We start from the raw sequence: 19,855 nt of genomic DNA, 5'->3' as shown, positions 1-19,855 counted from the left end.
CGGGGATGGCCCCACCCTGCCCCTCCCCGAAACCCTCCGGGGGTTGAAAAGGGGAAGCCGGGTCTCCTGGGGCTCCGCCCCAGACCCCGTTCGCGCCTCAAGGGCGCTCGTCCTCAAACTCCCCCAAGGCCTTAAGGGCCAGGGGGGACCCGCATGACAGGCTGAAATGCCCCGGTGCGGGCCAGCACCAACCCTGCCAGGGGCGCGGGGAACTGCGCGAGCACCACCTACGGTCCGCAGACCAAGGGGCGGCGGGTCCGGGTCGCGCCCTGGGATGCCCGAACCGCACCCCCTCTAGGGGCGCGGGGAACTGGCGATCAGCCACACACGGCCCGCAGTCGAAGCCCCCCCCCACCCCCGAAGGGGAACGCGCCGCCCCCAACCGGTTGATGCACCCGCCCCACCACCCCTATCCTGAGTTTGTGCCGCTACTAAACAAAGTCCGGACGGCCGCTCCGGGGGGACCTGGTGAACACACCGCCGCACCCTCCCTGTCCCGCCTCCGCACCGCCCTGACCGTGTTCTTCGCCCTCGACGGCTTCCTCTTCGCCGGCTGGGTGGTCCGCATTCCCGCGATCAAGCAGCAGACCGGGGCCTCCGCGGGCGAGCTGGGGCTCGCCCTGCTCGGCGTCTCGGCCGGGGCGGTGGTGACGATGGTGCTGACCGGCCGGCTGTGCCGCCGGTTCGGCAGCCATCCGGTGACCGTCGTCTGCGGCGCTCTGATGGCGCTGGCCATCGCGCTGCCGCCACAGACCCACTCCGCACTCGCGCTCGGCCTGGTGCTGCTGGTGTTCGGAGCGGCGTACGGCGGCATCAACGTGGCGATGAACAGCGCGGCCGTGGACCTGGTCGCGGCGCTGCGCCGCCCGGTGATGCCGAGTTTCCACGCTGCGTTCAGCCTCGGCGGAATGGTCGGCGCGGGCGTCGGCGCGCTGGTCGCATCCACCCTCTCCCCCACCGCGCACCTGCTGGCCCTGACCGGGGGCGGCCTCGTGGTGACCGCGCCGGCCGGGCGGGTGCTGCTTCGCCATCCGGCGCCGGTGCACGCGAGCACGCCCCACACCCAGGGGCGCCGGCTCGACGGACGGGCCCGGCGCCTGGTGCTGCTCTTCGGCGTGATCGCGCTCTGCACGGCCTACGGCGAGGGCGCGATGGCGGACTGGGGCGCGCTGCACCTGGAGCAGGACCTGTCCGCCGCACCCGGCGTCGCGGCCGTGGGCTACTCGCTGTTCGCCCTGGCCATGACGGCCGGCCGACTCTCGGGCACCGCGCTGCTCGAACGGCTCGGCCAGACCCGCACGCTGGTCGCGGGCGGGCTCACGGCCAGTGCCGGAATGCTGCTGGGCGCGCTCGCTTCGACGGTATGGCTCGCCCTTGCCGGCTTCGCCGTGATGGGCCTGGGCCTCGCCAACATCTTCCCGGTCGCCGTCGCGAGGGCGGGAGCGCTCGCCGGGCCCGGCGGGGTGGCCGCGGCCTCCACGCTCGGCTACGGCGGCATGCTGCTCGGGCCGCCCGCGATCGGGCTGCTCGCCGAGTGGTCGTCGCTGCCGGTCGCCCTGACCACGGTCGCGGTCCTGGCCGCGGGCGCCGCACTGATCGGCTACACCGCACGGCACGCGACGGCGTCGCAGGCCTGAGCCGAAGCCTCAACTCGCCATCCCGGCAAGGCAGTTCACGTCACGGCGGTCCAAGACCTACCGTGCGGCCCGGCCCCCCAGCATCCGGGCGAGCACCGCGCGCTGGAGCGGCAGCACCTCGGCGTGGCGGGACCGGCCGGACTCGGTGATCGCCACACTCACCCCGCGCCGGTCCTCGCTGCACATCCCCCGCGTGACCAGGCCGTCCTTCTCCAGGCGGCCGACCAGGCGGGACAGCGCGCTCTGGCTGAGGTGAATGCGCGAAGCCAGCTCCTGCACGCGGAACGCGCAGCGCGGCTCCTCCTCGCGCCCCTCGGCCAGGACGTCCAGGACCTCGAAGTCGCTCGCGCCGAGCCCGTACGCATGGAGCTCACGGTCCAGTTCGCACGTGGTGCGCGCGTGAAGCGCGAGGAGCTCCCGCCATTCCGCCACGAGCAGGCGCTCGGTCTTCTCAGCTGCCATGTCGGCACGGTAGCAGAGCCGGGCACTTTTGTTGCATCGGCATTAAATGCACTCGCATTCAATGCGCGCACAGGTAATCTCGGCCACGCAAGCACCGGGGGGAGGGGCGGCCGGTGGGTGATGGTTGCCCACCGGCCGCCCCTGCTGTGAGACTTCGCGCATGGGGACACGGAGTGGGGCCGAGCGGGACGCCATCACGATCGAGATCGGATACGCGCTGGTCAGTGCCCTGTTCGCGGCCGGCGTGGTGTTCGGCGCGATCGGCGGCTCCGGCTACGCCCTCGAACTCCCGCACGCCCTGCGGCGGGTGCTGCTGCTGATCGGCGGTGGCTGCGCCCTCGTCGTCTTCGTCTGGCGGACCGTGCACGTCCTGTGGCGCTTTCCGTACGGGGCCGGCCGTGGCCCGCGTCAGCCCAGCCAGCCGGGGCGCACCAGACCCGACTCGTAGGCCAGAACGACCAGTTGGGCCCGGTCACGGGCGCCGAGCTTCACCATCGCCCGGCTGACATGGGTCTTCGCGGTCAGCGGGCTGACGACGAGGCGGCGGGCGATCTCCTCGTTGGACAGCCCGATGCCGACCAGAGCCATCACCTCCCGCTCACGCTCGGTGAGTTCGGCCAGGGTGTCGGCGACGGCCGGCTCCTTGGAGCGCGCGGCGAACTCGGCGATCAGCCGCCGGGTCACCCCGGGCGAGAGCAGCGCGTCGCCGTCGACCACGGCCCGGACCGCGCGCAGCAGTTCCTCCGGCTCGGTGTCCTTCACCAGGAAGCCGGAGGCACCGGCGCGGATCGCCTCGAAGACGTACTCGTCGAGCTCGAAGGTGGTGAGCATGACCACCTTCACGGCGGCCAGATCCGGGTCGGACGTGATCCGGCGGGTGGTGGCGAGGCCGTCGAGCCGGGGCATCCGGATGTCCATCAGGACGATGTCCGGCCGCAGTTGGCACACCAGGCCCAGCGCCTCCTCTCCGTCGGCGGCCTCCCCCACCACCTCGATGTCGGCCTGGGCACCGAGCAGCGCCCGGAACCCGGCGCGCACCAGGAGCTGGTCGTCGGCGAGCAGTACGCGGATCAAGGGGTCTCCTTCGGGTGGGCGGCCAGCGGCAGCCGGGCGGTCACGCGGAAGCCTCCGGACGGGACCGGCCCCGCGTCGATGGTGCCACCGAGCGCGGCGGCCCGCTCCCGCATGCCGATCAAGCCGTTGCCACTGCCGCCGGCGTCCCCGCCGGACGGCGGTCCGTCGTCGTCGACGCACAGCACCAGGGCGCCGGGTTCGTAGCCGACCGCCACCCGCGCGATGCGCGCGGCGGAGTGGCGTACGACGTTGGTGAGAGCCTCCTGCACGATGCGGAAGGCTGCCAGATCGGTGCCGGGCGGAAGGGCCTCGGGCTTGCCGGTGGTCGTGGTCTCGACGGTGAGTCCGGCGCTCGCGGCCTGCTCGACGAGTTCGGGGAGCCGGTCCAGGCCGGGGGCCGGGGAGCGTGGCGCCTCGCCCGGCGCGCGCAGCGTCTCCAGGACCTGGCGCACCTCGCCGAGCGCCTCCTTGCTCGCGGACTTGATGGTGGTCAGCGCGGTGCGGGCCTGCTCGGGGTCGGAGTCGAGCAGGGCCAGGCCGACGCCTGCCTGGACGTTGATGACGGAGATGCTGTGGGCGAGCACGTCGTGCAGTTCACGGGCGATCCGCAGCCGCTCCTCGTCGGCCCGCCGTTTCGCCGCCGCGGCCCGCCCGGCGCGCTCCCTGGCCCACTGCTCCCTTCGTACGCGCACGAGCTCGGCGACCGCGACGATCGCCACCGCCCAGGCGGCCACGCCCACTTCCTGCCCCCAGGGCGCGGCGGAGTCGCCCGCCGGCGGCAGCCAGCGGTAGAGCCAGTGCGCGACGAGCAGGTGCCCCAGCCAGAGCATGGCGATCGCGCCCCAGGCCTGACGGCGGTATCCGGCGATGACCGCGGCGAAGCAGCCGACCATGACGGGCAGGAAGACCGGGCCGTAGGGATATCCGGCACCGAGGTAGACCATGGCGGCCACCGAGGCGGCGAAGACCGCGAGGACGGGGTGGCGCCGGCGGATCAGGAGCACCGCGCAACCGGCGACGAGGAGCACATGGGCGAAGGTGTCGAGCGGGGCCCGACCCGCCCGGGAGTGCTCGGCGAAGTGGGAGCCGACCAGGACGAACACGGTGAGCGCGGCCGTCGACAGCCACGGCAGCCGGGGACCGGGCCGGTCCTCGTCGTCGGGCCCCTGCACCCAGCGCCGCACGAAGGGCGGCGGCCCCTCCTGACGCCAGGGCGGACCGCCGCGGCCGGCGGCGCGCGGTGACTGCTGCTCTTCCATACCGGCCACGCTAGACCGGCCCCGGCGGCCGGGGCGTCAGCCGTGCGAGGTGATCACACGTACTCCGCAGGGAGTACCGGGCTGCGCGCCGAGTATGCGGGCCGCGCAGGGAGTGCCGGGCTATCCGGGCAGCACCAGACCCACCGAACGAGCCAGCTGCTCGGCGGCGTGCGTGAAGAACGGCTCACGGTCCTCGACGACCCGCTGGAACTGGCCGAACACCTCGAACAGGATGAGGCCGAAGAGCTGCGCCCAGGCCGCGACCAGGGCGACAGCCACCGCCGGAGGCAGGTCGGGGGCGAAGTCGGCGGCCATCCGCTCGGCCTCGGCGCGCAGCGGCGCGGCGAGCGGCGGCGGGGCGATGCCCTTGCCCTGGTGGGCATCGCGGGCGATGGAGACGAGGACGAGCCCGACGCGGGCTGCGGGGCCGACGGTCTCCTGGGGGGCCGTGTAGCCGGGGACGGACGACCCGTAGATCAGGGTGAACTCGTGGGGGTGGGCCAGGGCCCAGGCGCGCACGGCCCGGCAGACGGCGGTCCAGCGGGCGGCGGGCGATGCGGCCTTGCGCTGCTTGGCGAGGGCGTGCTCCGCTGCTTCGCCGACGGCGTCGTAGGCGTCGATGATCAGGGCGGTCAGCAGGTCGTCTCGGCTGGGGAAGTACCGGTAGAGGGCCGAGGAGACCATGCCGAGCTCGCGGGCGACGGCACGGAGCGAGAGCTTCGTCGCGCCTTCCTCGGCCAGCTGCTTTCTGGCCTCGTCCTTGATGGCCGCGGTGACTTCGATACGTGCCCGTGCGCGGGCTCCCTGGACGGTGCTCATGACCCCAGTCTGCCAGCCACGAGAGCAGTGGCCAAGAACGCGACTGCCGCACTGGAATCGGATCGCCGCACATTTATGAGAGCACCGCTCTTGCTTTGGAGCTCCGCTTCGGTGCACACTGCTCACGAACGAGAGCACCGCTCTCGCCCACGATCCGCTCGCCGGCGAACCGCCCGCCCACTCACCCCCAGGGGAGACACACCATGTCCGCATCCGCACACGTCAAGAAGCCCGGCTGGTTCACGGTCAACGTCCTCAACCGGTCCGTCGCCTGGCTGACCCGGCGCGGGCTCAGCGTCTGGGGCTCCCGGGTCCTCGCCGTCCGCGGCCGCAAGAGCGGCGAGTGGCGGCGCACCCCGGTCAACCTGATGACCTACGAGGGCGGGCAGTACCTGGTGGCTCCGCGCGGGCACGTCCAGTGGACGCACAACATGCGGGCGGCCGGCGGCGGCGAGCTGCACCTCGGCAAGAAGGCCGAGGCGTTCACCGCGGTCGAGGTCTCCGACGACGACAAGCCCGCCCTCCTGCGCGCCTACCTCAAGCGCTGGAAGGCCGAGGTCGGCGTCTTCTTCAACGGCGTCGGCCCCGACTCCAGCGACGAGGAGCTCCGCCGGATCGCCCCCGACCACCCCGTCTTCCGCATCACCATGACCCAGTGATCCCGCCCTTTCCTCCCGGCCCCTCCCCCAGGCCCTCGCGTCCGGAACCCGGCGCCCGGAACTCACCGCCCGGCACTCAATGCCCGAGCAAGACCCTCAACTCCGGTTGCAGCAGGGGCTCGTGGGCCCGTACGAGGTCGTCGCACAGGTCCCAGATCCGCTCGACGGGCAACGTCGCGGCGGTCGCCGGATCACTCATCGCGGCATGCCGGATATGGCGCGGCTCACCCAGCACGGCGGCCCGCACCACCAGGTCGTTCACCGAGATATAGGCGCGGTTGAGCGCCGCGCACTGCGGCGGCAGAGCGCCGATCCTGGTGGGCTGCACCCCCAACGCGTCGACCAGGCACGGGACTTCGACGACCGAGTCGGCGGGCAGGTTGTCGATCAGGCCGTGGTTGGGGACGTTGCCGTAGACGGTGCGCGGTGTGCCGGTGACGATGCTGTGGATGATCTGCGGGGCGTACTCCATGGTCCCCTCCACCGGCAGCGGCCGCCCCGAGGCCAGCGCGTCGCGGGTGCGGGCGTAGGTGGCGAGGTTGCCCTCGACGATGTCGAGGTAGACGCCGACCGGCAGACGCAGCCGGTCGATCTCCGCGTCGTGGTGCAGATACCAGGGCACGTACTCCGAGGAGTGCTCGCTGGTTTCGGTCGGGTAGTGGCCGAGTCTGCGGTACATGTCGACCCGTACCCGGCGAAGCAGTTCGGGGTTCTTGGTGATGGCCTCGTCGAGGAGCGGATACAGATCCTGGCCGGCGCGTTCGAAACGCAGCACCCAGGACTGGTGGTTGACCCCGGCGGCGAGGTAGGAGACCTCCTCGAAGGGTGTGCCTGTCAGCTCGGACAGGTCGTGCATCGTCCAGTACACGGAGTGGCACAGGCCCACCGCCCGCAGCGCGGGGGCCACCCGGTGCAGATAGAGCAGGTTCATGGCCATCGGGTTGGTGTAGTTCAGCAGGTGGGCGTGCGGGCAGAGTTCGGCCATGTCGGCGGCGAGCGAACGCAGCAGCGGGAAGGTGCGCAGGGCGCGGAAGATGCCGCCGATGCCGAGGGTGTCGCCGATGGTCTGGCGCAGCCCGTAGCGGGCCGGGATGTCGAAGTCCGTGCGGGTGGCTTGGTTCATGCCGATCTGGACGGTGTTGATGACGAAGTCGGCGCCGTCGAGCGCCGCGCGCCGCTCCGGGTGGGCGCTGACGAGCGGCGCCGCGCCGAGCTCGGCCGCGATGTGGTGGGCCGCCGCCTCGCTGGTGGCGAGGCGTTCGGGGTCGATGTCGTGGAGCGCGATGCGGGCACGGGCGAACTCGGGGAAGGCGAACAGGTCGGCGAGCAGGCCCTGGGTGAATTCCACGCTGCCCGCGCCGATGAAGGCGATCCTGGTCTCGGTCATGGCGCGCTCCCTCACCCCTTCAGCCCGCTCGACGTCAGCGACTGGATGAAGGTCTTCTGCGCGAACAGGAACGCGAGGAGGACCGGAAGGACCGTGACCACGTTGCCCGCCATGACCGCGGACCACTTGGTGTGGTGCTGGCCCTGGAAGGTGGTGAGGCCCAGTTGCAGGGTGTAGTGCGCGTCGTGGTTGATGGCGATGAGCGGCCAGGAGAGGTCGTTCCAGGTGGCCAGGAAGGTGAGCACCGCCACCGTGGCCAGCGCCGGGCGGGCCAGCGGTGCCACGATCGAGACGAGCACCCGCAGTCGCGAGCAGCCGTCGATCCAGGCCGCCTCCTCCAGTTCCCTGGGCAGGGACAGGAAGAACTGCCGGAACAGGAACACCGCGAACGGTGTGACCAGGGAGGGCACGATCAGCGCGCCGAGCGTGTCGATGAGCCCGAGCCACTTCATCACCAGGAACGTCGGGATCATGGTCAGCTGGAACGGCACGGCCATCGTCGCGAGCATCAGCCCGAGCAGCAGCCGCGACCCGGCGAACCGCATCCGCGCGAAGGCGTAGCCGCCGAGCGCCCCGAGCACGAGGTTCGAGGTGACGGCCACCGACGCGACGATGCACGAGTTGAGGAACCAGCGCGGGAACATCGCGTTGCCGAGGACGTAGCGGTACCCGCCGAGGTGAATGCCGTGCGGCCACAGCGCGGGCGGGAACCGGTTGATCTCCGCGTCGCTCATCACGGAGCTGAGGATCAGCCACACCAGCGGCAGCGCGAAGCCGATCGAGAGCGGCGCGAGGAGCAGGTGCCAGGGGCTGAACGGCAGCCGGCGGCGCCGTGTGGCGCGGCTGGCGGGGGCGCTGACGGAGGCGGCCGCCCCCTGGGCCATCGTGGGCGCGGTCATCGGCCCGCTCCTTCCGGTTGAGCAACGCCCGCTCCCCGTACGGGAGTTGCTCCCGTACGTTCCCGGTGGCGCCGGTACAGGCGCAGCACGATGGCCGCCGCGACCAGGCCGATCGCGAGGACGTAGGCGGCCGCGGCGCCGTATCCGGCGGTGAAGTTCTGGAAGGCCTGCTCCCAGACGAAGTAGACGATGACGGTGGTGGCGCCGAGGGGGCCGCCCTTGGTGGTGACGTACACGAGGTCGAAGACCTGGAGGGCGATGATGAACTGCCACAGGACCAGGAACACCGTGACCGGGGTGAGCGAGGGCAGGGTGACGTGGCGCAGCACCTGCGCCCGGTTCGCCCCGTCGAGGCGCGCCGATTCGACGAGTTCGGCGGGCACGTCCTGGAGGGCGGCGAGGTAGACGATGACGCAGAAGCCGATGCCGCTCCACAGCGAGATGAGCAGCAGGACGTAGAGCGCCTGGCCGGGGTCGGAGAGGAAGCCCTGCGGGGAGACGCCGATGTGGTGCAGGAGGGCGTTGGCAACGCCGAACTCGGGGTCGAAGATGAACGAGAACAGCACGCCCTGGGCGGTGGCGGAGATCACGAACGGGATGAAGACCAGCGTGCGGTACAGCCCGACGAGCCGGATGCGCCGGTTCAGCGCGAGGGCGAGCGCGAGCCCGCCGGCCAGGCTCAGCGGTACGTAGACGCCCGCGTAGATCAGGGTGTTCTTCACGGCGGTGCGGAACGCCGGGTCCTTGCTGAGGGCGTGGTAGTTGTCGAGCCCGACCCAGCGGCCCGGCGTGACCAGGTCGTCCGCGCGGAACGAGAGCAGCAGCGACCACAGCAGCGGTACGACGCTGAGTCCGAGGATCACCAGGACGGCCGGGCTGATGAAGGCCCAGGCGGTGGCGGTCTCGCCGCGCGCCCGGCGGCGCCTGGCGGCGCGGGCGGCCGGGGTCGGGTCGAGCGTGAGCGGGCGGGGAGTCCGCGGCCCAGTACTTCTCATCTCTCAGACCCTTCTGGTCACGGGGTCGGCTTCAGCGCGGGATCAGCAGGGCGGCGTCGGCCTTCTCGACGCACTGGCGCATGGCCTTGTCCGGGGAGGAACGCCCCAGCAGGATCGCGACGACGGCCTCGCCGAACGCCTGCGAGATCTGCGGATACGCCGGGTGCACGGGCCGCACTCGCGCCGACTCCAGGGCCTTGGTGAACACCGGGAGCCCCACGGTCTTCGCGGAGTGCTCGGCCCACGTGGGCAGGCGTGCGCTCTCCGCGCTGAGCGGCAGGCTTCCCCCTCCCATGTCCCACTTGACGTCCTGCTCGGGCGCGATGAGCCACTGGACGAATTCGACGGCGGCCTTCGAGCGTGCGGAGCCGTTGTCGAAGACGGTCCAGGTGTCGGGGCCCGAGATGGTGACCGGCCGGCCGCTGAAGGAGGGCAGCGGCACCACCGTGTAGTCGACCTTCGCGGTGATGATGTCCGCCAGCGTCCAGGGGCCACCCATCACCATGCCCATGCGTCCGGACAGGAAGACCTGGTACATCTGGGCGCTGCCCGGCTTGGGGTCTATGTAGACGCTCTTGCCCGAGACGAGCGAGGCGATGGTCTCCAGGGCGCGGCGGCCCTGGTCGGCGAAGCCGATGCTCTTGCCGCCCGGCCCGATGATCTCCCCGCCGAGGTCCCACACCATCGGCCACAGCCGCCAGGTGGTGTCCTCGTCGCCGACGCCGGGCCAGCCGGTGCCGAAGACGCCTTTGGAGGCGTCGGTGAGTTTGTGGGCGGTGTCGATGAAGTCGTCCCATTTCCAGCCGGGTTGGGGCAGCGGAAGGCCCGCCCGCCTGAACAGGGTCTTGTTGCAGACGACCGCCATGGAGTCGACGAGGGAGGGCGCGGCGCGCACCTTGCCGTTGACGGTCACCGCGTCCCGCAGCGAGGGCCAGTAGTCGGTCCAGGGCACGGGCCCACCGCGCATGGCCGTGGTGAGGTCGACGACGCGGGGGCTGCGGGCGATGCTCGCGATGTCCGAGCCGAAGACGTAGGCGATGTCCGGGTAGGAGCCCGAGGCAAGGGCGGCCGTCACCTTCTGGAGCATCACGTCCGAAGTCGCCCCGCCACCCGTATCGACATGGATCTTGGCGTGGGTGCGGTTGAACTCGGCCACCAGGGCCTCGATCGCCTTCTTCGAGGTGTCGGTCTGGCCGTGCCAGAGCTCGACCGTCACGGTGCCGTCCGCGGCGACGCCCTCGGCGGAGCCGCAGGCCGCGAGGGCCGGTGCGGCGACGGCAGCCACCGCGCAGCCCGCTCCGGCCCGCAGCAGCGCGCGGCGGTCCGGCGCTCTGTGGGACGAAGGGGCGGTGGAGTGATCCGGGCCGGCGGGCATGATCCGCTCCATCCCTCGCGGGTACGTCCCCGCCTCGGACCCGGGGTCGGATCCTGGCGACTCGGGCCGGTCCCAGGACCCCGGTCGGGGCCTTGTCGGCTGGGCGCACCTCTCGCGGTGCCGGACCAAGCCACGGTCCGGGCCACTGGCTGGATGAAAGCGCCTTCTGCCGCCAGGCGTCAAGAGCCCGGAGCCGTGTCGTTGGGGTGCTCCGCCGGATGGGGTCGCCGGGGCCGTGCGCAACGGTCCCGATCCGGCCCCCGACCGGCCTCTATTCGGCCGAACTTGCGACCGGGGACCCACAAGTCACTTCCTTCCCAGTAGATGTGATGACTCATCATCTCTGAGGAGGATCTCGGTGAAACCCCTGCGCAGACTGCGCGTTCTCGTCGGTACGGCGTTCGCGGCCCTCGCCGCCACCGCGCTGATAGGCACCGGTACCGCGCAGGCGGCCACGGACGGCGGTGCGGCGCCGGCCCTCACGGCCCAGCATCCGGCCGCGTGCTCCGGCACGTACCAGGGCGACGAACGGCTCGGCCCGCAGTACCTGCCCCGCCCCTGGAACGGGCCGGTGGGGCCGCTGGTCCTCGGCTACCACCGCACCGGGCACCTCACCCCGCAGACGTTCCTGGCCACGTTCTGGGACACGACCGCCGGGTCCTGGAAGTATCCGCCGAACGACGGGTTCGCCAACCGCCCCGACGGCACCCCGGACAAGCACGCGGTCGCGCTGCGCGTCGGCGAGGACCTGGACCGGTTCGGCTCCGAGTACGGCTCCTTCCTCGCCCCGGCGGGGGCCCGCTACAGCGAGCGGGCGCTGCCCCCGCAGAGCCTGATCACCCGCGAGGCCGCCTACCCGTGTGCCTATCACGCCTACGAGGTCGTGAAGTCGTTCACCGTGTGGCAGGGCCGGATCGCGCCCTGGTTCGACCAGCCCGGTGGTGGCCGGCAGGTCAAGCTGGACCCGGCGCTGCTCGACCCGGGCCAGGGCCAGTCGCTCAACGTCAAGTGGCTGCTCGCCCACGGCTATCTGAAGGCCGAGACCAACCCGGCGGCCGCGGCGAGCGCGCTCGCGGGCATTCGCTGAGGCCGACCGGGCCGGGGCGGACGGCCCCGGCCCGTGCCGGTCAGCGGTCGACGGCGTCCAGGGCCCGCCGGGCCATCGGGTGCGTGCGCACCAGACCGGCCAGGGTGGTGGCGCCGCGGGTGATGTCGGCGAAGGCCTTCCACGCGGGCCGGAATCCGGTGATCGCGGCGTGCAGCAGCAGCGGGCGCTTCTCGAAGAGGCTGAGCATCCGGCGGCCGACCCCCATCTCGACGCCGAGCCCGGCCTTGATGGCGAACGCGTAGTTCAGCGCCTGGCGGCGCGCGTCGACGGCATCCTGCGACTCGGCGATGCGCACCGCCCACTCGCCGGCGAGGCGGCCCGAGCGGAGCGCGAAGGAGATGCCCTCCCGCGTCCACGGCTCAAGGAGGCCCGCCGCGTCACCGCAGACCAGGACGCGGCCGCGGGACAGCGGCGAGTCGTCGCTGCGGCAGCGCGTCAAGTGCCCGGAGGAGACGGCCGGTTCGAAGCCCGCGAGGCCGAGCCGGGCGATGAAGTCCTCCAGATAGCGCTTGGTGGCGGCGCCTTCGCCGCGCGTCGAGATCACGCCGACGGTCAGGGTGTCGCCCTTGGGGAAGACCCAGCCGTAACTGCCGGGCATCGGCCCCCAGTCGATGAGCACCCGCCCGGCCCAGTCCTCGGCGACGCTCGGCGGCACCGGGATCTCGGCTTCGAGGCCGAGGTCGACCTGCTCGGTCTTCACGCCGACGTGGGCCCCTATGCGGCTGGCGCTGCCGTCGGCGCCGACGACGGCGCGGGCCAGCACGGTCTCCCCGTCGGAGAGGACCACGGCGACGGTGCGCCGGTCGGGGACGGCCGAGCCGTGCTGCTCGACCTTGGAGACGGTGACGCCGGTACGGATCACGGCGCCCTCCTTCTCGGCGATGGCTACCAGGCCCGCGTCGAACTCCGGCCGGTTGATCAGGCCGAACAGCATCTTCTTGGAGCGTCGGGTGCGCGTCAGCTTCCCGTTGAGGGAGAAGGTGACCGCGTGCACCCGGTCCTGGAGCGGCAGCTCGAATCCGGGCGGCAGGGCGTCGCGCGAGGGGCCGATGATGCCGCCGCCGCACGTCTTGTAGCGGGGCAGCTCGGCCTTCTCCAGGAGCAGCACCTTGCGCCCGGCGGCCGCCGCCGCGTACGCGGCCGAGGCTCCCGCGGGGCCGGCGCCGACCACGACGACATCCCAGACGGGCCCCGCACCCGGTCCGGTCACCGCTTCGGCGGCGGTCTCGCCCTGCTGCTCCTCCAGCGGTCCGTCCGTCCCGGCGTCTGCGTTCTCGCTGCTCACGATGTGCCTTTGCTCCCCGTCCGACCAGTGGCCCCTGCTGACGACCGCATCCTACGGGGCAGTAGCCCCGCCCTCCCGTCCTGGCCCGTTGTGGGAGGATCGGCCATACCTTCGCTGTACACACACGTGCACCTGCGTATCTGTACATACAACGTCGCACCCACGAGGAGCGTGCCCATGACCGCCCATCCGATCGCCGAGACCGTCGCGTCGCTGATGCCCCGCGCCAAGACGGAGCTCACGGAGCTGGTCGCGTTCCAATCGGTGGCGGACGAGGCGGTGGCGCCGAAGAGCGAGTGCGAGGCCGCCGCGAACTGGGTGGCCGACGCGCTGCGCACCGAGGGCTTCCAGGACGTCGCCCTGCTCGACACCCCGGACGGTTCGCAGTCGGTGTACGGGCTGCTGCCCGGCCCGGCGGGCGCGCCGACGGTGCTGCTCTACGCGCACTACGACGTGCAGCCCAAGCTGGACGAGTCCGCGTGGGTGACGCCCCCGTTCGAGCTGACCGAGCGCGACGGCCGCTGGTACGGGCGCGGCGCCGCGGACTGCAAGGGCGGGTTCATCATGCACCTGCTCGCGCTGCGGGCCCTGAAGGCGAACGGCGGCGTGCCCGTCTCCGTCAAGGTGATCGTGGAGGGTTCGGAGGAGCAGGGCACCGGCGGCCTTGAGCAGTACGCCGAGGCGCACCCCGAGCTGCTCGTCGCCGACGCGATCGTCATCGGCGACACCGGCAACTTCCGGGTCGGCCTGCCCACGGTGACGGCGACGCTGCGCGGCATGACCATGATCCGCGTCCAGATCGACACCCTTGAGGGCAATCTGCACTCGGGTCAGTTCGGCGGCGCCGCCCCGGACGCGCTGGCCGCGCTCATCCGCGTACTGGACTCGCTGCGGGACGAGCACGGCCAGACGGTCGTCGAGGGCCTGGCCGCGGACTCCGAGTGGGACGGGCTGCAGTACCCGGAGGCGGAGTTCCGCCAGGACGCCAAGGTCCTCGACGGGGTGTCGCTGCCCGGCACCGGCACGGTCGCCGACCGCATCTGGGCCCGCCCGGCCGTCACGGTCATCGGCATCGACTGCCACCCGGTGGCCGGCGCCACGCCGTCGATCCCGGCGAGCGCCCGCGCCCAGATCAGCCTGCGGGTGCCGCCCGGCCAGGACGCGGCCGAGGCGACCAAGCTCCTCTACGCGCACATCGAGAAGCACGTCCCGTGGAACGCCCGGGTCAGCTTCGAGCAGGTCGGCCAGGGCCAGCCGTTCCGCGCGGACATCAACAGCCCGGCCTACACCTCGATGGCCGAGGCGATGGCGGTGGCCTACCCGGGCGAGGAGATGCAGTCCTCGGGCATGGGCGGCTCGATCCCGCTGTGCAACACCCTGGCGGCGCTGTACCCGCAGGCCGAGATCCTGCTGATCGGCCTCAGCGAGCCGGAGGCACAGATCCACGCGGTGAACGAGAGCGTGTCGCCCGAGGAGCTGGAGCGCCTGTCGGTCGCGGAAGCGCACTTCCTGGTCAACTACGCGGAATCCAAGCGGAGTTGAGCCTTTCCCTTTGAGGTTCGCGCTCGGCGGACATCGCCCAGAGCGTACCCGGGTGGATCGCGAGGTGGGCGACGGGGAGGCGCTGGGCTTCGGCGACGGCGCGGTCGTCGTCCACTCCCCCGGTCACACCGACGGCTCGATGTCGGTCCATCTGCCGCGCCACGGCGTGCTGTTCACGGGCGACAGTGTGGCCGGGGTCGGCCGGGTGATGGTGGGCGTGTTCAACACCGACCGGGAGCGGGCGCTCGCCTCGTTCCGCCGACTTGCCGGTCTCGGCGCGGACACCGTCTGTTTCGGGCACGGCGACCCGCTGGCCGAGAACGCGGCGGCGGTCATGCAGGCCTCAGCCGACCGGGACTCCGGCCTCCAGGTTGAGCACGGTTGACCGTTCCCTCGCCCGCAGCGCCCAGCGCAGCCGCTCGAAGCGGGCGGGCGGCAGCAGCTGCGCGGCCTCCTGCTCGCTGACGAAGCGCCAGCCGCGCAGTTCGGCGCCGGGCAGCAGCACCTGCCCGGCCCGCGCGCTGTCGAGCCGGCCGCCGTCGAAGAGCATCCGCAGGCCGCCGAACCCGGGGGGCCTGGGCGGTTCCCAGTCGACCACCAACAGCCTCGGTACGCGGTCGAGGTGGACGCCGAGTTCCTCCTCGACCTCGCGGACGCCGGCCCTGGCCGGGGCCTCGCCGCGCTCGACGACACCACCGGGAAACTCCCAGCCGGGCTTGTAGGTGGGGTCGACCAGGAGCACCCGGTCCTGGTCGTCGAAGAGCAGCACCCCGGCGGCGAGCGTCTCGGCGGTGGGCTCGGGGGTCTGCACGATCTCGCACACGCGGGCCGCTCCGGAGCGGACCGCGTCGGCTATTCGCTCGGCGCTCTCGCGCGGGGTGAGCGCGCTGTTGTCGACGGTGTACGCGTCGGCGGCGATCCAGCCGAGCGCCCGCCGGAAGGGCTCGATGTGCTCGTACGCCCATTTGCGCACGCGCTGCTCGTCGGCCTCGGGGTCGTCGGGGAACTCCACCCGGGCCGCGATACGCGCCCGCAGGATCGTTTCCTCCTGAGTGAGGACCACATGGCGTACAGGGATGCGGCGGGCCGCGAGCCCACCGAAGATCTCGTCCCGGTACTCCTGCCTCAGCAGGGTCATCGGCACCACGAGCACACCGCCGACCTCGGCGTGCAGCGCGGCCGCGCCGTCCACCACCAGACGCCGCCAGATCGGCAGGTCCTGGTAGTCGGTCACCTGGTCGAGCATCTTCTGCGGCAGCAGGTGCCGCAGTGCCCCGCCGATCACCTCGGGGTCGTAGAACGTGCTGTTCGGGATCAGGTCGATCAGCTCGCGCGCGGTGCTGGTCTTGCCCGCGCCGAACGCACCGTTGACCCAGACGATCACGGTTCCCCCTCTTCGGTAGCCCCCAGTGGACTGCCCGCAACACCCTGCCACGGAAACCCGCGCCCCGGCTGTGGCCGTCCTTGATCGCGTACCCAACTGTGGCCGGGCCGTTGCCTGCGGGGCGCGACCTTCGGGCCCTGTGCGGCGTCTTGGTGTACGAGCACCGGCCACGGGGGGCCGTAACGCCGACGGCCGAGACGTCGTTGTGCGGGTGCCAGAAGAGACGACAAGGGGGTGCGACGAAATGCGTCGTACGGTACTGGAACGTTTTCCCGCGGGCGGCCCGCGCGGCCACTGGCCGGCCGAGGAGTTCGCACGCGACCGCAGGAACGAAGGGCTCGCGGCCGAGGTCGTGATGGACCTGGAGAGCGACGCCTTCCTGGTCGTCGTCACCCGCCCGGTGCCGGAACCGGTCGGCTGACGCCGCGGCGCCCGCCCTCAGCGCCACGTCCGAATTCCGCCGGTCGGCGCGGGCGAACGGCGTGACCCTTGATGTGTTGCACCGTCCGGGCACGAACCCTGTGCCCCGCACACCGGAGGGTCCCCATGTCAACCACCCGCACGGCCGACCGCGTGAGCGCGGGCGACTGGCCGAAGATCGTCGAGGAACTCGACGAGTACGGCTGCGCGCCGACCCACCGGCTCCTCACCGCGGCCCAGTGCCGGTCACTGGCCGACGCGTACGACCGGGCCGACCGGTTCCGGGCGACGGTCGACATGGCGCGCTACCGCTTCGGATCCGGGCAGTACCACTACTTCGCCGAGCCGCTGCCGGATGTGGTGCGTGAACTGCGCGCGGCCTTCTACCCACTCCTTCTGCCCATCGCCCGCGACTGGGCCGAGCGGCTTGGCCGGCCCGCACCGTGGCCGGACACCCTTGAGGAGTGGCTGGCCCGGTGCCACGAGGCCGGGCAGGCCAGATGCGCGCAGATCCTGCTGCGGTACGGACCCGGTAACTGGAACGCCCTGCACCGCGACGTGTTCGGCGAGGCGGTCTTCCCGCTCCAGGTCGTCGTCGGCCTGGACGCGCCCGGCACCGACTACACCGGAGGCGAGTTCCTGCTCGTGGAGCAGCGGCCGCGGGCCCAGTCGCGGGGCACCGCGACCCTGATTCCGCAGGGCCACGGGCTGGTCTTCACCACCCGGGACCGGCCGGTGGCCTCCCGGCGCGGCTGGTCGGCGGCGCCGGTGCGGCACGGCGTCAGCACCGTACGCACCGGCCACCGCCGCACCCTCGGCCTCGTCTTCCACGATGCGGCCTGAGGGCGAACTCCCTCAGAAGTCACCGTAGTTGACCTGCCAGGTGGGCAGGCCCATGCGCCGCCAGACGGCAACGACCCGGTCGCGGTCGTCGAGGCTCACACGAACGTTGAACCGGTGACGGACATGCGCGTCGAACAGCTCGGCCTTCACCAGGTCGTCGCGCCGCCCGTCGCCGGCCGGCCGCATCCACAGCTCGTCGTACGGCACGTCGTGCGCGGCGAGCCAGGCCTCGGTCTGCGGCCGGAACTCCTCGCCCCGGCCCGAGAGCAGCACGATCCTGTCCCCGTGTGCCTGCCGGAAGCCGGTCAGCGCGTCGCGGACGGACCCGTTGAGGCCGTCCTGCTCGCAGCGTGCGAAGTCGTACGGGTTGCGGTTGAGGTTGATCGCGAGCGTGCCGTCGATGTCGCACATCACCGCGCTGGGCAGGGTCTCGTCCGGGGTGTACGGCTCGACCTCGGCGAGGACGACGGTGTCGTTCATCCAGGCGTCGGTGAGCCGCCACCCGTTGCGGACGGCCTTGGCGTGCTTGTCGGCGAGCAGGCGGATGATGTCCTCGCCGACGGGGTTGGCGCGGGCCGCGTCGCGGCGCAGGCACTCCTCGACGGGCACGTCCGTGAAGTCGTGCACGACGAACCGGGCCCGGCCCGCAACGGCGGCCTTGAGGCGCTTGGGGATGTTCGGGGTCAGATGCGTGTTGTCGACCACGACGTCGAATCCGGCGGCGATCGTCTCGCGCACGGCGGCGTCCTGGACCGCGAGGACGCTCTGCTCGGCGGTGTACGACCGCTCCCGCCCTTCGCCCGCGTTGTCGAACATGCCGCGCAGGTCGTCGAGGTTGACGCGGCGGCACTGGCCGTCGGAGTCCGCCACGAGCTTGCGGGCGGCGGTGGTCTTGCCAGAGGCGGGCAGTCCGGTCATGACGTGCACGGTGGGCATGGAACAGTTCAGCTTTCTTCGTCGTTCGTGAACGGGTCGGCGGCCGTCGGCTTGACGGACCGCCAGATCATGAGGTCGATGCCGCGGCCGTCGAGCAGCTGGAACACGGCCACGCGTACGGTGCGGTCCTGGATCTGCTGGGCGGCGCGGGCGAACGCGCCCCGGTCCTGGCCGAGTCGGGCGATCTCGCCGAAGTGCTCGGCGGCGAGACGGGCCAGTTCGGCGGCCTGCCCGTCCAGGCGCGCCGCCACACTCTGCACCCAGGTGTCGAACTCGTCGGGGACCTGCTGAAGCATAGCTTCCAGCGGGTCGGCGCCGTCCGCGGTGAGTTCCGCGATCTCGCCGGGCGCGCAGCCCAGCGCCTGGGCGACCCGCTTGGGGTCCTCGCCGGCGAACCGGCGGATGCCGAGGAAGCGCCAGATGTCCCGCTCGGTGATGCCGGTGAGCACCTTGTGCAGCCGCACGTACTCGCTGATCTTGGCCTTGACCCGGAGGCCTGAGGCGTACCGCAGGACATAGCCCTCGGCGTCCGTGCCGGTGGCCTCGCGGCCGTCGGCGTGGACGTTGGACTCGGCGCGCGCGAGAAGTTCGGCGAGCGGCATCGCGGGCCACGTGCGCGCCACCGAGCCGACCGGCGCCCAGTCCTCGGCGGCCCGGGAAAGACCGATCTCCTCGCCCGTCGCGTCGTACGCGGCGAGGAGCACGAGGTCGCGGCGGCTGCCATAGTCGACGACGATCCGGTTCTCGGGGTAGAGGATCTCCGCGAGGTAGGTGACGCCGGGCCGCAGCGCCGTCGTGTCCCGCCCCTGCAGCCAGGCGGTCGCCCAGGCGGCCTGTTCCGAGGTGAACGAGCCCCGGGAGGCGACCCGCCAGCGGCCCTCGTAGTGGAAGGCGATGCCGAGCGAGCCGTCGACCTTGTCGTACACCTCGAACGGCTCGTCGGGCAGCGGCGGCGCGTAGGGGCGGCCGTGGGTGTGCTCGCCGACGTTGAAGAACTTGGGCAGGCAGTGCGCGACGACCGTCCCGCTCAGGTCGTCGACCACGAGCCCGCGGCAGCGCGTGGTCACCTCGTCCCACGCCTGCGCGTACTGGCACGCCCTCGTGTACGAGTAGATGGAGAGCGGCAGTTCGGGGTGCACCTTGCGGACGACATGGCCGGCGTCGATGGCGGCGGCGAGGCCTGCGGGCGGGACAAGACGGTCGAGGTCGATCACTGCTTGCTCCAGGGAAGGGTGCTGTCACCTGCAGCTTGACCGATCCCGACCGGCGGGGCGAGGGAATTTCGATCAGCGCTCAGGCCGCGAGCGGGATGCTGGGCGCGATGAAGTAGCCGTCCCGGTCGTACCAGCGGATCTCGGTGATGCGTATGTCGTGGAACCCGGTGCGCTGGAAAATGGGGTCCATGAGCGCGGCCCCCTCGGGCGCGTCGGCCGTCTCCAGATCGAGGATGGTGACGGTGGGGTTCACGGGACTCGTCCGCCGGGCGACCTCACGGCCGGGCAGCGGGTTGCGCGCCGAGTCGATGTCGTGCAGGAGAGCGGTGGCGACGTGCAGTTCGACGGTCATGGCGGACTCCAGGGCCGGGCTGCGACGGCCCGTGCGACGGCCGGGCGGTAGCAGGCGCGTATCTGCTTGAGGCCGCAGACCTTCTGGCGTACGCCTTGAGGGGCGCTGGATTGCTGCTTGAGCCGGCCTGGACGGCCGGTCGTGGGGACGACGAGCCCGACCGGCTTCCCGGCCGGGCCGCCACCCTGACGAACCGTCAACTGGG

Annotated in this window: 21 protein-coding genes and 1 pseudogene; 8 read left to right on the top strand and 14 right to left on the bottom strand. The window is 72.0% G+C overall.

What is annotated here, in order from left to right:
- Nucleotides 1–422 precede the first annotated feature (422 nt).
- Nucleotides 423–1,637 (top strand): MFS transporter, encoded by a 1,215-nt coding sequence (locus ACSHXC_RS33620; RefSeq protein ID WP_438295125.1) that lies wholly within the window; start codon nucleotides 423–425, stop codon nucleotides 1,635–1,637.
- Nucleotides 1,638–1,694: 57 nt separating this feature from the next.
- Here ACSHXC_RS33620 and ACSHXC_RS33615 read toward each other — a convergent pair whose 3' ends face one another.
- Nucleotides 1,695–2,099: a MarR family winged helix-turn-helix transcriptional regulator gene (locus ACSHXC_RS33615; protein WP_438295124.1), complete on the bottom strand. Its 405-nt coding sequence runs from the start codon at nucleotides 2,097–2,099 to the stop codon at nucleotides 1,695–1,697.
- A 160-nt stretch (nucleotides 2,100–2,259) separates the two neighbouring features.
- Here ACSHXC_RS33615 and ACSHXC_RS33610 point away from each other — a divergent pair, with 160 nt between their 5' ends.
- On the top strand, nucleotides 2,260–2,547 hold the full coding sequence (locus ACSHXC_RS33610) for a DUF6332 family protein (protein WP_438295123.1): 288 nt from the start codon (nucleotides 2,260–2,262) through the stop codon (nucleotides 2,545–2,547).
- On the opposite strand, the gene ACSHXC_RS33605 is transcribed toward ACSHXC_RS33610, so the two are convergent.
- The 3 genes from ACSHXC_RS33605 to ACSHXC_RS33595 form a co-directional block, all read right to left on the bottom strand.
- Nucleotides 2,508–3,173: a response regulator gene (locus tag ACSHXC_RS33605; protein WP_438295122.1), complete on the bottom strand. Its 666-nt coding sequence runs from the start codon at nucleotides 3,171–3,173 to the stop codon at nucleotides 2,508–2,510. The genes ACSHXC_RS33610 and ACSHXC_RS33605 overlap by 40 nt on opposite strands.
- Nucleotides 3,170–4,432: a sensor histidine kinase gene (locus ACSHXC_RS33600; RefSeq protein WP_438295121.1), complete on the bottom strand. Its 1,263-nt coding sequence runs from the start codon at nucleotides 4,430–4,432 to the stop codon at nucleotides 3,170–3,172. The genes ACSHXC_RS33605 and ACSHXC_RS33600 overlap by 4 nt, the downstream gene beginning before the upstream one ends.
- 120 nt (nucleotides 4,433–4,552) lie before the next feature.
- Entirely contained in the window at nucleotides 4,553–5,251 is a 699-nt protein-coding gene (locus ACSHXC_RS33595) for a TetR/AcrR family transcriptional regulator (RefSeq protein WP_438295120.1), read from the bottom strand.
- Nucleotides 5,252–5,454: 203 nt separating this feature from the next.
- On the opposite strand from ACSHXC_RS33595, the gene ACSHXC_RS33590 reads away from it, so the two are divergent.
- Nucleotides 5,455–5,910 (top strand): nitroreductase family deazaflavin-dependent oxidoreductase, encoded by a 456-nt coding sequence (locus tag ACSHXC_RS33590; protein WP_438295119.1) that lies wholly within the window; start codon nucleotides 5,455–5,457, stop codon nucleotides 5,908–5,910.
- A 76-nt stretch (nucleotides 5,911–5,986) separates the two neighbouring features.
- Here the strand turns inward: ACSHXC_RS33590 and ACSHXC_RS33585 are convergent, their stop codons facing one another.
- Genes ACSHXC_RS33585 through ACSHXC_RS33570 form a run of 4 tightly spaced genes read right to left on the bottom strand, consistent with a single transcriptional unit; the run spans nucleotide 5,987 to nucleotide 10,566 of the window.
- The gene (locus tag ACSHXC_RS33585; protein WP_438295118.1) at nucleotides 5,987–7,297 is read right to left on the bottom strand and encodes an alpha-glucosidase/alpha-galactosidase; all 1,311 of its coding nucleotides are present in this window, start codon (nucleotides 7,295–7,297) and stop codon (nucleotides 5,987–5,989) included.
- A gap of 11 nt (nucleotides 7,298–7,308) precedes the next feature.
- Nucleotides 7,309–8,196, bottom strand: a complete 888-nt coding sequence (locus ACSHXC_RS33580; RefSeq protein WP_438295117.1) for a carbohydrate ABC transporter permease — start codon at nucleotides 8,194–8,196, stop codon at nucleotides 7,309–7,311.
- Nucleotides 8,193–9,191 (bottom strand): carbohydrate ABC transporter permease, encoded by a 999-nt coding sequence (locus tag ACSHXC_RS33575; protein WP_438295116.1) that lies wholly within the window; start codon nucleotides 9,189–9,191, stop codon nucleotides 8,193–8,195. Before ACSHXC_RS33575 ends, ACSHXC_RS33580 begins: the two co-directional genes overlap by 4 nt.
- Before the next feature lie 31 nt (nucleotides 9,192–9,222).
- Entirely contained in the window at nucleotides 9,223–10,566 is a 1,344-nt protein-coding gene (locus ACSHXC_RS33570) for an ABC transporter substrate-binding protein (RefSeq protein ID WP_438295115.1), read from the bottom strand.
- Nucleotides 10,567–10,918: 352 nt separating this feature from the next.
- Here ACSHXC_RS33570 and ACSHXC_RS33565 point away from each other — a divergent pair, with 352 nt between their 5' ends.
- A complete protein-coding gene (locus tag ACSHXC_RS33565; protein WP_438296973.1) occupies nucleotides 10,919–11,653 on the top strand; it encodes a TNT domain-containing protein in 735 nt (244 codons plus the stop codon).
- 40 nt (nucleotides 11,654–11,693) lie between these two features.
- Here ACSHXC_RS33565 and ACSHXC_RS33560 read toward each other — a convergent pair whose 3' ends face one another.
- Entirely contained in the window at nucleotides 11,694–12,959 is a 1,266-nt protein-coding gene (locus tag ACSHXC_RS33560) for a geranylgeranyl reductase family protein (protein ID WP_438295114.1), read from the bottom strand.
- Nucleotides 12,960–13,136: 177 nt separating this feature from the next.
- Here ACSHXC_RS33560 and ACSHXC_RS33555 point away from each other — a divergent pair, with 177 nt between their 5' ends.
- Both ACSHXC_RS33555 and ACSHXC_RS33550 read left to right on the top strand, forming a co-directional pair.
- Nucleotides 13,137–14,501: a dipeptidase gene (locus ACSHXC_RS33555; protein ID WP_438295113.1), complete on the top strand. Its 1,365-nt coding sequence runs from the start codon at nucleotides 13,137–13,139 to the stop codon at nucleotides 14,499–14,501.
- A 46-nt stretch (nucleotides 14,502–14,547) separates the two neighbouring features.
- Nucleotides 14,548–14,886, top strand: a pseudogene (locus ACSHXC_RS33550) (MBL fold metallo-hydrolase); the annotation flags it as partial.
- On the opposite strand, the gene ACSHXC_RS33545 reads toward ACSHXC_RS33550, so the two are convergent.
- Complete coding sequence (locus ACSHXC_RS33545; RefSeq protein ID WP_438295112.1) at nucleotides 14,845–15,885, bottom strand: NUDIX hydrolase; 1,041 nt, start codon at nucleotides 15,883–15,885, stop codon at nucleotides 14,845–14,847. The pseudogene ACSHXC_RS33550 and the gene ACSHXC_RS33545 sit on opposite strands and share 42 nt — an antisense overlap.
- Nucleotides 15,886–16,129: 244 nt before the next feature.
- Between ACSHXC_RS33545 and ACSHXC_RS33540 the strand changes: the two genes are divergently transcribed.
- Both ACSHXC_RS33540 and ACSHXC_RS33535 read left to right on the top strand, forming a co-directional pair.
- Nucleotides 16,130–16,306: a hypothetical protein gene (locus ACSHXC_RS33540; protein ID WP_199827044.1), complete on the top strand. Its 177-nt coding sequence runs from the start codon at nucleotides 16,130–16,132 to the stop codon at nucleotides 16,304–16,306.
- Nucleotides 16,307–16,431: 125 nt separating this feature from the next.
- Nucleotides 16,432–17,148 (top strand): 2OG-Fe(II) oxygenase, encoded by a 717-nt coding sequence (locus ACSHXC_RS33535; RefSeq protein ID WP_438295111.1) that lies wholly within the window; start codon nucleotides 16,432–16,434, stop codon nucleotides 17,146–17,148.
- Between the two features lie 12 nt (nucleotides 17,149–17,160).
- Here the strand turns inward: ACSHXC_RS33535 and ACSHXC_RS33530 are convergent, their stop codons facing one another.
- The 4 genes from ACSHXC_RS33530 to ACSHXC_RS33515 all read right to left on the bottom strand — a co-directional run bounded on the left by ACSHXC_RS33530 (nucleotide 17,161) and on the right by ACSHXC_RS33515 (nucleotide 19,850).
- The gene (locus tag ACSHXC_RS33530; RefSeq protein WP_438295110.1) at nucleotides 17,161–18,084 is read right to left on the bottom strand and encodes an AAA family ATPase; all 924 of its coding nucleotides are present in this window, start codon (nucleotides 18,082–18,084) and stop codon (nucleotides 17,161–17,163) included.
- An 8-nt stretch (nucleotides 18,085–18,092) separates the two neighbouring features.
- Complete coding sequence (locus ACSHXC_RS33525) at nucleotides 18,093–19,298, bottom strand: T4 RnlA family RNA ligase (RefSeq protein WP_438295109.1); 1,206 nt, start codon at nucleotides 19,296–19,298, stop codon at nucleotides 18,093–18,095.
- Between the two features lie 79 nt (nucleotides 19,299–19,377).
- The gene (locus tag ACSHXC_RS33520) at nucleotides 19,378–19,650 is read right to left on the bottom strand and encodes a hypothetical protein (RefSeq protein ID WP_344373602.1); all 273 of its coding nucleotides are present in this window, start codon (nucleotides 19,648–19,650) and stop codon (nucleotides 19,378–19,380) included.
- Nucleotides 19,647–19,850 carry a hypothetical protein gene (locus ACSHXC_RS33515; RefSeq protein WP_438295108.1) on the bottom strand — a complete coding sequence of 68 codons (204 nt, stop codon included), beginning with the start codon at nucleotides 19,848–19,850 and terminating at the stop codon, nucleotides 19,647–19,649. The genes ACSHXC_RS33520 and ACSHXC_RS33515 overlap by 4 nt, the downstream gene beginning before the upstream one ends.
- Nucleotides 19,851–19,855: the final 5 nt, after the last annotated feature.

The organism is Streptomyces sp. HUAS TT7 (assembly GCF_051550175.1).
Lineage (GTDB): Bacteria > Actinomycetota > Actinomycetes > Streptomycetales > Streptomycetaceae > Streptomyces.
This window is presented reverse-complemented; position numbering and strand designations above follow the sequence as displayed.

Excerpts from the sequence above, each read along its gene's own strand:
- ACSHXC_RS33615 (WP_438295124.1), bottom strand. The coding sequence starts at position 2,099 with ATGGCAGCTGAGAAGACCGAGCGCCTGCTCGTGGCGGAATGGCGGGAG.
- ACSHXC_RS33610 (WP_438295123.1), top strand. The coding sequence starts at position 2,260 with ATGGGGACACGGAGTGGGGCCGAGCGGGACGCCATCACGATCGAGATC.
- ACSHXC_RS33600 (WP_438295121.1), bottom strand. The coding sequence starts at position 4,432 with ATGGAAGAGCAGCAGTCACCGCGCGCCGCCGGCCGCGGCGGTCCGCCC.
- ACSHXC_RS33595 (WP_438295120.1), bottom strand. The coding sequence starts at position 5,251 with ATGAGCACCGTCCAGGGAGCCCGCGCACGGGCACGTATCGAAGTCACC.
- ACSHXC_RS33590 (WP_438295119.1), top strand. The coding sequence starts at position 5,455 with ATGTCCGCATCCGCACACGTCAAGAAGCCCGGCTGGTTCACGGTCAAC.
- ACSHXC_RS33585 (WP_438295118.1), bottom strand. The coding sequence starts at position 7,297 with ATGACCGAGACCAGGATCGCCTTCATCGGCGCGGGCAGCGTGGAATTC.
- ACSHXC_RS33580 (WP_438295117.1), bottom strand. The coding sequence starts at position 8,196 with ATGACCGCGCCCACGATGGCCCAGGGGGCGGCCGCCTCCGTCAGCGCC.
- ACSHXC_RS33575 (WP_438295116.1), bottom strand. The coding sequence starts at position 9,191 with ATGAGAAGTACTGGGCCGCGGACTCCCCGCCCGCTCACGCTCGACCCG.
- ACSHXC_RS33570 (WP_438295115.1), bottom strand. The coding sequence starts at position 10,566 with ATGCCCGCCGGCCCGGATCACTCCACCGCCCCTTCGTCCCACAGAGCG.
- ACSHXC_RS33555 (WP_438295113.1), top strand. The coding sequence starts at position 13,137 with ATGACCGCCCATCCGATCGCCGAGACCGTCGCGTCGCTGATGCCCCGC.
- ACSHXC_RS33540 (WP_199827044.1), top strand. The coding sequence starts at position 16,130 with ATGCGTCGTACGGTACTGGAACGTTTTCCCGCGGGCGGCCCGCGCGGC.
- ACSHXC_RS33535 (WP_438295111.1), top strand. The coding sequence starts at position 16,432 with ATGTCAACCACCCGCACGGCCGACCGCGTGAGCGCGGGCGACTGGCCG.
- ACSHXC_RS33530 (WP_438295110.1), bottom strand. The coding sequence starts at position 18,084 with ATGCCCACCGTGCACGTCATGACCGGACTGCCCGCCTCTGGCAAGACC.
- ACSHXC_RS33520 (WP_344373602.1), bottom strand. The coding sequence starts at position 19,650 with ATGACCGTCGAACTGCACGTCGCCACCGCTCTCCTGCACGACATCGAC.